General features: G+C 68.9%; 10 protein-coding genes. 7 read left to right on the top strand and 3 right to left on the bottom strand.

All coding sequences use genetic code 11. The features are described 5' to 3' along the window. The first annotated feature begins 6 nt into the window (after nucleotides 1-6). The 3 genes from AB0I12_RS01290 (at nucleotide 7) to AB0I12_RS01280 (ending at nucleotide 3,365) form a co-directional block, all read left to right on the top strand. Nucleotides 7-990 carry a patatin-like phospholipase family protein gene (locus AB0I12_RS01290; protein ID WP_359922849.1) on the top strand — a complete coding sequence of 328 codons (984 nt, stop codon included), beginning with the start codon at nucleotides 7-9 and terminating at the stop codon, nucleotides 988-990. A 29-nt stretch (nucleotides 991-1,019) separates the two neighbouring features. After that, the gene (locus tag AB0I12_RS01285; protein WP_359922846.1) at nucleotides 1,020-1,940 is read left to right on the top strand and encodes an endonuclease/exonuclease/phosphatase family protein; all 921 of its coding nucleotides are present in this window, start codon (nucleotides 1,020-1,022) and stop codon (nucleotides 1,938-1,940) included. 651 nt (nucleotides 1,941-2,591) lie between these two features. Next, the gene (locus AB0I12_RS01280) at nucleotides 2,592-3,365 is read left to right on the top strand and encodes a hypothetical protein (RefSeq protein ID WP_359922844.1); all 774 of its coding nucleotides are present in this window, start codon (nucleotides 2,592-2,594) and stop codon (nucleotides 3,363-3,365) included. Nucleotides 3,366-3,430: 65 nt separating this feature from the next. Here the strand turns inward: AB0I12_RS01280 and AB0I12_RS01275 are convergent, their stop codons facing one another. Further along, entirely contained in the window at nucleotides 3,431-4,558 is a 1,128-nt protein-coding gene (locus AB0I12_RS01275) for a Glu/Leu/Phe/Val dehydrogenase (protein ID WP_359922841.1), read from the bottom strand. Nucleotides 4,559-4,630: 72 nt separating this feature from the next. Next, entirely contained in the window at nucleotides 4,631-5,386 is a 756-nt protein-coding gene (locus AB0I12_RS01270; RefSeq protein WP_359922839.1) for a hypothetical protein, read from the bottom strand. 181 nt (nucleotides 5,387-5,567) lie between these two features. Here AB0I12_RS01270 and AB0I12_RS01265 point away from each other — a divergent pair, with 181 nt between their 5' ends. Genes AB0I12_RS01265 through AB0I12_RS01250 form a run of 4 tightly spaced genes read left to right on the top strand, consistent with a single transcriptional unit; the run spans nucleotide 5,568 to nucleotide 10,891 of the window. After that, nucleotides 5,568-6,623, top strand: a complete 1,056-nt coding sequence (locus AB0I12_RS01265; protein ID WP_359922836.1) for a BtrH N-terminal domain-containing protein — start codon at nucleotides 5,568-5,570, stop codon at nucleotides 6,621-6,623. A gap of 11 nt (nucleotides 6,624-6,634) precedes the next feature. Next, nucleotides 6,635-8,593, top strand: coding sequence for a neutral/alkaline non-lysosomal ceramidase N-terminal domain-containing protein (locus tag AB0I12_RS01260; RefSeq protein ID WP_359922833.1), 1,959 nt, complete (start codon nucleotides 6,635-6,637; stop codon nucleotides 8,591-8,593). After that, on the top strand, nucleotides 8,556-9,443 hold the full coding sequence (locus AB0I12_RS01255; protein ID WP_359922830.1) for a 2-oxo acid dehydrogenase subunit E2: 888 nt from the start codon (nucleotides 8,556-8,558) through the stop codon (nucleotides 9,441-9,443). Before AB0I12_RS01260 ends, AB0I12_RS01255 begins: the two co-directional genes overlap by 38 nt. 2 nt (nucleotides 9,444-9,445) lie before the next feature. Continuing rightward, nucleotides 9,446-10,891 carry a wax ester/triacylglycerol synthase family O-acyltransferase gene (locus AB0I12_RS01250; RefSeq protein WP_359925100.1) on the top strand — a complete coding sequence of 482 codons (1,446 nt, stop codon included), beginning with the start codon at nucleotides 9,446-9,448 and terminating at the stop codon, nucleotides 10,889-10,891. Here the strand turns inward: AB0I12_RS01250 and AB0I12_RS01245 are convergent. Beyond that, nucleotides 10,853-11,647, bottom strand: a complete 795-nt coding sequence (locus AB0I12_RS01245; protein ID WP_359922827.1) for an alpha/beta fold hydrolase — start codon at nucleotides 11,645-11,647, stop codon at nucleotides 10,853-10,855. The two genes, AB0I12_RS01250 and AB0I12_RS01245, sit on opposite strands and share 39 nt — an antisense overlap. Nucleotides 11,648-11,695 lie beyond the last annotated feature (48 nt).

Genomic DNA, 11,695 nt, shown 5'->3' with positions numbered 1-11,695 from the left:
ATCGCCATGAGCGAGACGATCCATGACCTGGTCGAGCCGGTACGGCACTTGCCGTTCGAGCCACGACAAGTTCCCACGACTGGAACCGCCATCTGCCTTTCCGGCGGAGGATATCGGGCGATGCTGTTCCATACCGGCGTGCTGCGCCGATTGTGTCAAACACGATGGCTGCAGCGAGCAGACCGCATCTCGTCGGTGTCCGGTGGCAGCATGACGGCAGCGATCCTGGCCTTGACATGGTCGAAGGTCACCACCAGCTCCGACCCGGATGCCGCGTTCGTCGAACAGGTCGAGGCTCCGATCCGTGCACTGGCCGCACGAACCATCGACCGCTCAGCAGTCGTCAGCGGCCTGCTCTCGCCGTTCAGCAGCATCGGCGAGGAAGTCGAGGGGGAACTGCGGCGACATCTTCTCGGCACCGCCACGCTTGCCGACCTGCCGGCCAAGCCTGTCTTCGTCTTCAACGCGACGAACACCGGCAGCGGCAAACTCGTTCGCTTCACACAGGACGGTGTGGCGGACTGGCGAGTCGGCCGAAATCTCGATCCGACCGTACGTCTGTCCGCGGCCGTCGCCGCATCCGCTGCCTTCCCGCCCTTCCTCTCGCCGTTCCGCCTGGCCATGGACGAGGCGGCCTGGGTCGATGACAACGGCAACCATCTCGACCCTCGCAAGTATCGGGACGAGTTCGCGCTGACCGATGGCGGAGTGTATGACAACCTCGGGCTGGAGACAGCCTGGAAGCGCTGCAGAACCGTTTTCGTCTCTGACGCCGGTGGACTGTTGTCGCCCGAGCCCGATCCCGCGTCCGACTGGGCTCGGCACATGGTGCGGATCACCCAAGTGCTGGATCACCAGGTCCGCTCATTGCGGAAGTTGCAGGTCGTCCAGTCGTTGAAGGACGGCAGGCGCGACGGTGCGTACGTCGGAATCCGCAGTCACAATCTTCCAGCGCCGACCGGCTACCCCTACGCACGGGGCGTGTCATGACGCCGCCTGCCGGCAGAATGCCGGCCGCCGTGAAGCGCGATCTCCAAGGCATCAGGAAGGCGCTCGACAAGCAACTACCGGCAAAGACCAAGAACAACCTGCTCATCGGTACCTGGAACCTGCGAGCGTTCGGTGGCCTGACCAACAAATGGCAGTCCACCGATGACGACCAACCCAAGCGCGACTGGCAGGCCGTGGCGTGCATCGCCTCCGTCGTGGAGAGGTTCGATGTGACGGCAATCCAGGAGACCCGGCGTGACACGACCGCGCTCTTCGCCTTGCTCGACCGGCTCGGCCCGCAGTACCGGGTCATCGTGTCGGACACCACCGAAGGCAGCCAGGGGAATCAGGAGCGGCTGGCCTTCGTGTACGACGCCGACCGGGTGAAACCGTCCGGTCTCGTCGGCGAGATCGTGCTCCCCGCGACCGCCACGGGTAACGCGAAGCAGTTCGCCCGCACGCCCTACGCCGCCGGCTTCGTCCGTGAGACGACAGACTTCATCCTTGCCACGGTGCATGTCCTCTGGGGCAAGAGCACAGCCGGTCGCCTGGACGAGATCAGCGCCTTCGCCCGGTGGATGCGTGACTGGGCCGATCAGCCGAAGGACTGGAACCGCAACCTGCTGGTGCTCGGTGACTTCAATCTCGACCGCATCGACAACCCTCTGTACCAAGCCTTCGTCTCCACCGGTCTCTGGCCGCCGCCAGAACTGGGACTGGTGCCCCGGACCATCTTCGACAATGACCGCACAAGTCATTTCTACGACCAGATCGCCTGGTTCAACGACCCCGCGGATCCCAACCTCCCGGCACTCCTCCAGGGGCTCACGTACACGCAGCGCTGCGGCAGCTTCGACTTCGTCCCGCACACTCAGGACGGACTCACCAGGTCGCAGCTCTCCTGGCGCATCTCCGACCACTTCCCACTGTGGCTGGAGTTCACGATCTGACAGCGGGGCTCGGCAAGAGCTCGCCACGAACGCTTCCCCGCAACCCTTCGGGATAAACCAGGCAATTCCCGAGCTATTTTTTGGACCCAGCGGTTTCGCTGAAGCGGATAAGCAACTCATTGTGAATGGCCGGATTCGCTCCGCTGATAATGGCTGCCCGACCGGGTGCAAACTCTTGCCAGCCACTTGGTCGCCTGATAACTGATTGATTTGACCTTCGGGAGAATTCAATGAGCTTGGCGAGTTCACACACTGTCTTCGTCACGGCGATCCGGCTCGAGCCTGGTCGAGAGGATGTATGCGGTATCACCGCGGTGCGCTGGTGCCGCCCCGACGGCGGCCGATCCGAGGAAACCTCGCCGGCCGATCTCGGGCTCTGGCTGATGGCAGGCCGGACGCGCGCGTTCGTCAAGTGGCCGGACGGCCGGAGGGGCCCCGAGCTGCGCGCCCTGCGTTGCCCGGATCTCTGCGTCGCCTGCGGTCCTGACGCGCAGGACGACCCGCTGCTGACGCTGCCACGCTTCGGGCCGAGGATGCGTCGCGGGCGTTCACGATCCCTCCAACGAGCCGGCGTCCTCGCGGCGACATTCACCTTGCGTTCAGGTTGATGGTGATCTCCTGGTCTGGCTCGACAGGAACCAGGAGGCCACCATGAACACTCGACGTTCGGCTGCCCTGCTCTCGGCAGCGCTGCTCCTCTGTCCAGGCGCAGCACCCTCAAGCGCACGGGCGTCGATCACCACGAGCTCGACAGTTGCTGCGCGGTGCAACCTGCCCGTGTTCGGTCCGGGTACGTCATACCGGCCGCGGATCGACACCGAAGACTTCACCGCGTCGGTGACCAACCGGTGGTTCCCACTCCCGGTCGGACGAACCATGGTCTACACCGGCACGAAGGACGGCGAACCGGCCCTCGACATCGTCAAGGTCAGCCCACGCACGAAGCTGGTGCGTGGCGTCCGCACTCGGGTGGTCGAGGATCGCCTCTATCTGAGCAACGTCCTGACGGAGCGAACGAGCGACTACTACGCCCAGGACGAGTGCGGCAACGTCTGGTACTTCGGTGAGGACACGGCGGAGCTGGATGCCCGGGGCCGCGTCGTCAGCCGCGAAGGATCGTTCCACGCCGGCGTCGACGGCGCACAGCCTGGTGTCGTCATGCAAGCACACCCGCAGCTCGGCCGGCGCTTCCGGCAGGAGTGGTACCGCGGGCACGCCGAAGACATCTTCCAAGTCGTCGACCGCTCAGCCCGGGTGACGGTCCCCTTCGGAACCTTCCGCCACGCGCTTCGCACCACAGAGACGACCGCTCTCGAGCCTGGCGTCCTCGACACCAAGTACTACGTCCGCGGAGTCGGTGAAGTCGCCGAGCTCAGCCTCCGCGGCCCGCGGGAGGCACTGCGGCTCGTCGAGGTCTTCACCTGAGATACCTCCCGAAGATCCAGAGGATTGCATCCCGGACTTCGGTGCGGATTCGTCGCATGACGCGGTCAGAACGTGCGACGGTATGCCGTGGCGGCCTGGAGTCGTTCCTGCGCCATCGTGCGCGCGGCGTTGCGTGGGGCCTCGCCTGACTCGGTGCGTGCGAGCCATTCGGTCATGGCGGCGCGCAGCCGCTCCGTGATGTCGGCGAAAGCCTGGGCCGCGGTCAGACCGCGGGACTCGGCGGCGGCACAGATCACGCCGCCTGCGTTCGCGATGATGTCCGGAACCACCAAGACGTTGCGCGCGGCGAACATCTGCTCGGCCTCGAGCGTGGCGGGGATGTTGGCTCCCTCGAGGATGATCGAGGCCCGGACCTGGGCGGCGGTGGCCCGGTTCAGGACATCGGGTTGCGCGGCCGGAATCAGTACGTCGCAGGGTACGCCGAGCAGCTCGTCGCGGATCATCGGCGTACCGCCGGGGAATTGGTTCAGCGGTCGCTCGTGCTGGAAGTCGACCAGCTTCGCGATGTCCAGCCCGTCCGGATTGGTCACCGCCCCCTCGATGTCGGACACCGCGACGACGCGGGCTCCCCGCTCGTGCAACTGCAACGCCACCGACCGGCCGACCGCGCCGAAGCCCTGGACCGCGATCCGGGCGCCGTCGATCTCCAGCCTGCCGGACGTCTCGAGTGCCTCGGCGCAGATCGCGAGGCCGAACCCGGTGGCCCCCAGGGTGTCGAGCGGGATGCCGCCGATCGCCGCCGGCCGGCCGACGGATCGCCCGATCTCGTCGTAGACCCACGCCATCGCGGTCTCGTCCGTCCCCATGTCCGGGCCGGGCCAGTAGTCGGTCAGATCGGCGATCCGCACCGCGAACGTACGGAGGAGCGCCTCCTTGGTCCGGACGTCCAGCCACGGCGGCGCGGCGATGCCCGCCTTCGCGCCGCCGTGCGGCAGTCCGACCGCCGCACACTTCAGCGTCATCCCGCGCGCCAGCCGGATCACCTCACCGGGTGTCACCTCCGGCCGCATCCGGACGCCGCCGATCGCCGGTCCGAGCGTCACGTTGTCCACGGCAACCACCGCCCGGAATTCCCCCGGCAGGCGGAAGATCGTCACCGACCGCGGCCCGAGCTCGTCGCCGCCCCAGTCCGGCCAGGCACCGCTCATCACGTGCTGCACCAACTCCGTCATACCTTCACCGTCCGACCGGCCATCGCCACCGGCCAGGGCCCAAAGTCCCGGGAATCGGGAGGACCACGCCGGTCAGTGCAGGGCGGTTGCGTCGATCACGAGGTCGGGCGGCGGGGCCGTCGGCGCCGGTACCCGGTCGTAGTCGGTGAAGGCGAGGCCGGTGCCCGCACCGGGGCTCGTTCCGCGGACAGGGCGGCCGCTGACCTGGTCGATCCACAGCGTCGAGCCGTCGTCGCCCACCAAGCCGATGCAGTTGACCCCGTCGACGACCCGCGGTCCGGTCTTCGCGGCCCCCGGAGTCTCCAGCTCCGCGACGAAGGCCTTCATGTTCGCCAGGTCGGAAAAGTCGCCGAACCGCTTGTCCCCGGCGGTCGTCTTCAGCCACTTGCCGCGGAACATGGCGGCGTACGCCGCTCCTTGCCGGGCGTCCGTGGCGCTCGCCTTCCAGAAGGCGTCGTCGCCCTGGAAGTAGGCCGTGCGCCCGATCACGATGACCGTCAGCCGCCCGCCGGAGAAGCCGATCGTGGACCTACCGGCGGTCCGGGTCAGCGCCAGGTCCATCGTCGTCGGCTTCCCGTCCTCGGAGGTGACGCTGCCCTTCACCCGGACGCTGCCGGCAGCGGCCAGCGCAGCCTTGGCGCGGGCGAGGATCGCAGCGGCCGGCAGCTTACCTACCCCGGTGACGTACGGCGTGCTCGGCGTCGCCGCACCGGCCGACGCCGAGCTGGACGCGGCCGGGGGCGCGGATGCCTTCCCGCCACCACAGCCGGCCGTGACGAGGGCTGCGAGGATCGTCGTGGCCGCGAGGACCGTGCGGATTCTGGACATGCGCTTCTCCCTCCGCTCACTTTCACACTCTGCACCGCCCCCCGGAGCAGCCAGGGGCGAAAGTCCCGAAGCTGGCCGGGCGCGGCGGCCTGCCGCACACGACAGGACCTTCGGCCCTGTGCCCGACGAGCCCGCCGGACCAGGCTGGATCGCGGCAACCGGGTGATCGGGAGGTACTGAGATGACGACCACGGTCAGTGGGCCGGAGAGGTTCAAGCCTTTCGCGGGTTTCGGCAGCTATCCGACGCACCACTGTGTCACCGGGTCGTTGAAACACGTGTACGACTTCCACGGCTATCCGATCAGCGAGGAGCTGCTGTTCGGGCTCGGGGCGGGTCTCGGGTTCGTGTACTTCCACTTCAAGGGCACCGATCCGTTCTTCGGCGGCCGCGCCAACAACGCGAGCCCGCGGGAAGAGGGCCTGGAGAAGACGGCGGGTCGCCGTACCGGCGTCGCGGTCACGTCCCGCTCCACGTCCAGCACCCACGTCGCGCAGGCCGAGCTCCGCAAGGTCCTGGAGGCCGGCGAGCCCGCGCTGCTGTACGTCGACATGGGATTCCTGCCGTACTTCGACCTCCCGCCGGACTATCACTTCGGCGGCCATGTCGTCGTGGCGGCAGGCTACGACCCGCCGACCGGACGGGTCCTGATCGCGGATCGGGACCGGGAACTTCATCCGGTCGACTGGGACGTCCTCGAGGCGGCACGCGGGTCGAGGTTCCGCCCGTTCCCGCCGCGGCACACCTGGTACACCTTCGACTTCGCCGGCGCGCGCGAGCCGCACGCGGACGACGTTCGGGCGGCCATCGACCAGGTGTGCGACGGCATGCTGACCCCGCCGATCGGCAACCTCGGCGTCCGTGGGATCCGCAAAGCTCTCCAGGAGACGCTGCGGTGGCCCGACGTCCTCGACGCCGCCGCGCTGCGTCGTACCTGCTTCGAGACCGCACTGTTCATCGACCGCCGCGGCGGCACCGGAGGCGGCATCTTCCGGTACCTGTACGCGCGGTTCCTCGGCGAGGCGACCGTCATCACGGGTGAGTCCCGGCTGGGCGAGCTCGGCAGCGAACTCAACGCGATCGGCGACCTCTGGGAAGGCGTCGCAGCCACCTTCGCCGCGGCCGCCGAACTCGACGATCCGGCAGACCTCCTGGAACCGGCCACGACCCCGCTGCACGAGATCGCCGACCGCGAGCAGCTCGTCTGGCAGAGCCTCAAGGCGCTGGTGACCGGTTAGGTGGCCCGCTGATGTTCCTGTGTGGTCGCGGGATCGCGGACATCACCGGCGAAGCGGCGGACACCGGCATGCTCGGGTACGGCAAGTCCCGGCAACGCAGTGACGGGATCCACCTGCGGTTGCGGTCCCGCGCGTTCGTGATCGCGGACCCCGCGAGCCGACGACGGGTGCTGCTGGTCGTGAACGACCTGCCGATGGTGTTCGACAACGTCTGCCGGGCTGTGCTCGACCGGCTGCGGCACGAGTACGGGACGCTGTACACCGAGCACAACACCATGATCACGGCCACGCACACGCACAGCGGTCCCGGCGGCTACTCGCACCATCGGCTGTACCACTCGAACACCGGCGGCTTCCGCCCGAAGACGTTCGAAGCGATCGTCGACGGGATGACGGAGGCCGTCGTCCGGGCGCACGGCGACCTGTCCCCCGCCGCGCTCACGCTCTCGCACGGCGAGCTCCGGGACGCGAGCGCCAACCGGTCGAAAGTGGCCTTCGACAACAATCCGGCGGCCGACCGGCAGTGGTTCCCGGACGGCGTCGACCCACAGACCACGCTGCTGCGGATCGAGCGCGCCGGGAGACCGCTCGGAGCGATCAACTGGTTCGGGGTGCACAACACCAGCATGACCAACGCGAACACGTTGATCAGCGGCGACAACAAGGGGTACGCCGCCTATCACTGGGAACGCCTGGTGGCCGGTGTCGACTACCTGGATCGCCGACCGGACGACTTCGTGGCGGCATTCGCGCAGACCAACGCCGGCGATCTCACACCGAACCTCGACCTGCGGCCCGGTCAGGGCCCGAGCTCCGACGAGACGGAGAACACGCGGATCATCGGCCTGCGCCAGTACGAAGCCGCCGCCCGGCTCATGACGGCGCCGGGATCCGTCCTGGACGGAGGTGTCGACCACCGGCTGACCCACGTGGATCTGGGCGCGGCCGTGGTCCGCCCGGAGTTCACCGGCGACGGCCATGAACACCGGACGGGCGCTCCGGTCGGCGGCGCCGCCGCGCTGGCGGGCAGCCAGGAGGACGGCCCTGCCTTCCGCGGCTTCCACGAGGGCCGGAACCCGTTGTGGGACACGGTGTCGCGAACGCTCTACCGGCGCAATCCGCGCCTCCGCGACGTCCAGGCGCCCAAGGCACTCGTGGTCGGCGGCCTCCGGGGGCACTACGTCGCACGGAACGCGCCGATCCAGTTGCTGCGCATCGGCCAGTTGTATCTGCTCGGCATCCCGGCCGAGGTCACGGTCGTCGCCGGCCTGCGGCTGCGCCGTACAGTCGCCTCGATCGTCGGCGCGGAGCTCGCCGACGTGCTGGTCGTCGGCTACAGCAACGGCTACCTGCACTACGTCACGACGCCGGAGGAGTACGACACCCAGCAGTACGAAGGCGGCAGCACCCTGTTCGGCCGGTGGACGCTGCCCGCACTGCAACAGGTGGCCGGACAGCTCGCCGAGGCCATGCGGGACGGCCGCCCGGTCCGCTACGGCGACGAAGGACCGGACCTGACCGGACAGGAACGACTCGCGCGGCCACAGATCCCCTACGACCGTACGCCGGCTGACCACGCGTTCGGCGACGTGGTGGTCGAGCCCCGGAGCCGGTACCGGCCGGGTGACCTGGTCACCGCGATCTTCGTGGCGGCGTACCCGAACAACGACCTGCGGCGCAACGGCACCTACCTGGAGGTCCAGCGCCGGATCGCCGACGGCTGGGAGACCGTGGCCGACGACGGCGACTGGTCCACGACGTTCCGCTGGCGCCGGACCCGGACCGCGCAGCTCGCCGTCGTGACCTGGACCGTACCCGCCGACGCCGCCGGCGAGTACCGCATCCGGCACCACGGAAAGGCACACCAGCAGGTACTTCGGCCCTACTCGGGGACTTCGCGGCTGTTCACCATCGGGAGCGAGGGAGGACGCCATGCGGAGCAGACTGCATCCCGGAGCGCGACGCCGTGACGGCCGGCTCGTCACCGACATTCCCGACGAGCGGGCGATCATGCCGTTCATCATGCGCCGCCGGACCGAGTCGACGGTGTACTTCGAGCAGCTCGTCGACATCGCCGCCGCGCAGGACTGGATCCAGCGGTGGAACACGGCCGGCGGACCCCACCTGAGCCTGTTCGTCCTGGTGCTGCACGAGGTCGCCGGCATGCTGCACGCCCGGCCGCGGATGAACCGCTTCGTGGCCGGCCGCCGGCTGTACCAGCGCGACGGCGTCCACCTGTCGTTCGGCGCCATGAAGGAGTTCGCGGACAACGCACCGCTGGAGATGATCAAGCGCCGGTTCGAGCCGCACGAAGGCCTGGCGGCGGTGATCAACGACCTCGACGGCGCGGTCCGCGACGCCCGCACGTCCGGCGTGGCCGAGGTCGACAAGGAGATGCGGCTCTTCCTCTCGTTGCCGGCGCCGATGCTCGACCTCGCCGTTTCGGTGTTCCACTGGCTGGACGCGCGTGGCGTACTGCCGTCGACCTTGACCCGGTCGGATCCGATGTACTCGTCGGCCGTCGTGTCGAATCTGGGCAGCCTCAAGACCGACGCCGCCTTCCACCACCTGTACGAGCACGGCAACTGCCCGCTGTTCCTGGTCGTCGGCCGGGTCCGTCCGACACCTGTCGTCCACGACGGGCAGATCCGGATCCGGCCGATCCTTCCCCTGCGGTGGACGTTCGACGAGCGGATCGAGGACGGTCTGTACGCCGCTCGCTCGGCCGAGCTGCTGCGCCGCCGCCTGGAGGATCCCCTCGATCACCTGGGCGTGCCGGAGGACGCCGCACGCCGTGACCTCGCCGCGGAGGCGCTGTGACCATGCAACAGGTCGACGACCTCGGCGCGATGTATCTCGCCGCGGAGAACGACCGGGTCCGGACGCATACGGCGATTCTCATGATCGTCGATCCGGCCAGGCTGCCCGGCCGCGTTCTCACGCTCGGTCGGCTGCGTGAGCTGGTCCGCGAGCGGATCGATCTGGTGCCCGCGTTTCGCCGGCGGCTCACCGGCGTACCGCTCGGGCTGGATCGGCCGTACTGGACGGAGACGGAGCCCGACCTCGACTACCACCTCAGGGAGATCGCACTGCCCCCGCCGGGCGACGACGAGCAACTGCGCGAACAGGTCGCGCGGATCTTCGCCCGTCCCCTCGATCGCGCGTGGCCGCTGTGGGAGATGTACCTGATCCAGGGCCTCGGCGGCGGCCGGGCCGCCGTACTCACCAAGGTGCACCATGCGATCGCCGACGGCCGCGCGGGAATCCAGATCCTCTCCGCCCTGACGGACACCGGACCACGGAGCGCCCGCCGAGCTCCGGAACCGTCGGAACCGCCGGAACCGCCACCCGCAGCACTGCCGATGCTGCTGCGCGGCCTCGCGGGCGTGGTTCGGCAACCGTTGCGAGCGCTGTCCGGCGTACCCGCGGCCTTGTCCGGCGTCGACGAACTACCGGTCTTCGGCACCATGCCCGGCGCGCGACTGCTCGGCGCCACCACCTCACTGATCCGCGGTCAGCGCCTGCACACCGGACTCGCGAGAGCGCCGCGTACGTCGTTCAACCGGCAGATCTCGCGGCACCGCCGGATCGGCATCGCCACGCTGGCGCTCACCGACGTCAAGGCGGTGAAGAACCACTTCGCGGTGAGCGTGAACGACGTGGTGATGGCGATCTCGGCGGGTGCGCTGCGCCGGTGGCTCATCGAGCACTCGGAGCTCCCGGAGCGCCCGCTCACCGCGGTCGTGCCGGTCGCGCTGCGGGATCCCGGCGCGACATCCTTCGGCAACCAGCTGAGCGCCGTCGTCGTGCCGATCCCGACCGATGTGGACGACGCGGCCGCCCGGCTGGCGGTCGCGCACCGGGCGATGCTCACCGCGTTGCACGACCTCGGTACGACGGCACCGGACGCGCTCGTCGACACGATCCGCATGGTCCCGCCGGCGTTCACCGTACGGGCCGTCCAGCTGCTCACCAACCTGAACACCTGGGCGCCGCTGACACCGGCGATGAACGTGAACATCTCGAACATCCGCGGACCCGGCCGGCCGCTGTACCTGGCCGGCGCGGTGGTGGAATCAATGGTGCCGCTGGCCGGTATCACCGACGGGCTGGGGCTGAACGTGACCGTGCTGAGCTACCGCGACCGCCTGTCGGTCGGCGTCGTCGCCGACCGCGATCAGGTCGCCGACGTGCAGCGGATCGCGGACTGGATGGGTGCGGAGCTCGAGCTACTGGTCGGCTTCGCCCGGCCATCCGGTCGGCGCTGAGCGATCGGCACCGAAGGTCCGGAGTCTGGCCGCGAGCAGCCGCTGGACGTGCCGGTCGGTTCCCATCCCGTTGTGGGTGCTGCCGACCTCGACGTGCTCGGCGGCCGGATCCAGACACGAGCGCCAGTCCACGACGCCGTCCTGCCGCGAGTACATCGACACGAACGGCAGTCCCGCCGGCCACGGCGATTCGAGCAACGCGCTCGTCCGTTCCGCACAGCCACCGAACAAGCACTCGGAGGAGAGCAACCACGGCCACCCACAGACGTTCAACCGAGCCATGAGCTTGACCTGACTCACCAGGCTCTGGGTCGCCGCGAGCTGGTGCAGCAGTGGCGACGCCAGCGTGACCACGCCGGCCAGCAAGTCCGGTCGCCGTACCGCCAGCATCCGGCAGAGCGTGCCGCCCCGGCTCTGTCCTACCAGCGCGACCGGACGACCCGCTTCGTCGACAACCTGCTGAAGGCGCCGCTCGAGCAGCTCGAGATGCATTTCGGTACAGCCCGAGTTCAGCGCCATACCGCTCGTGAACGTCGCGTGGCCGGAGCGACGCAGGTGCCGCGCGAGCGGGATCATCGACCAGTCACCGGTCAGGAAGCCGGGCACCGTCAGCACCGGAACAGGCGCGGACCGCCGAGCGTCCACCGCCGGAACCCGCGGCCCCACGGCCTGGACGTACCCGAGCCACCCGAACACCTCACGCCGGCGCAACGCGGCCGGCGGGGTGAACGGCCCCCACTCGGCCACATCCACCATGGAACTCACACTCCTACTTGAAGTGTAGGCATTCCGGCCGCAGTGGGA

Source organism: Kribbella sp. NPDC050459 (assembly GCF_040655315.1).
In the GTDB taxonomy this organism is placed as follows: domain Bacteria; phylum Actinomycetota; class Actinomycetes; order Propionibacteriales; family Kribbellaceae; genus Kribbella.
This window is presented reverse-complemented; position numbering and strand designations above follow the sequence as displayed.

Coding starts and splice junctions, on each gene's coding strand:
- AB0I12_RS01270 (WP_359922839.1), bottom strand. CDS start 5,386: ATGTCCAGAATCCGCACGGTCCTCGCGGCCACGACGATCCTCGCAGCC.
- AB0I12_RS01275 (WP_359922841.1), bottom strand. CDS start 4,558: ATGACGGAGTTGGTGCAGCACGTGATGAGCGGTGCCTGGCCGGACTGG.
- AB0I12_RS01250 (WP_359925100.1), top strand. CDS start 9,446: ATGCAACAGGTCGACGACCTCGGCGCGATGTATCTCGCCGCGGAGAAC.
- AB0I12_RS01245 (WP_359922827.1), bottom strand. CDS start 11,647: ATGGTGGATGTGGCCGAGTGGGGGCCGTTCACCCCGCCGGCCGCGTTG.
- AB0I12_RS01255 (WP_359922830.1), top strand. CDS start 8,556: ATGCGGAGCAGACTGCATCCCGGAGCGCGACGCCGTGACGGCCGGCTC.
- AB0I12_RS01290 (WP_359922849.1), top strand. CDS start 7: ATGAGCGAGACGATCCATGACCTGGTCGAGCCGGTACGGCACTTGCCG.
- AB0I12_RS01260 (WP_359922833.1), top strand. CDS start 6,635: ATGTTCCTGTGTGGTCGCGGGATCGCGGACATCACCGGCGAAGCGGCG.
- AB0I12_RS01280 (WP_359922844.1), top strand. CDS start 2,592: ATGAACACTCGACGTTCGGCTGCCCTGCTCTCGGCAGCGCTGCTCCTC.
- AB0I12_RS01265 (WP_359922836.1), top strand. CDS start 5,568: ATGACGACCACGGTCAGTGGGCCGGAGAGGTTCAAGCCTTTCGCGGGT.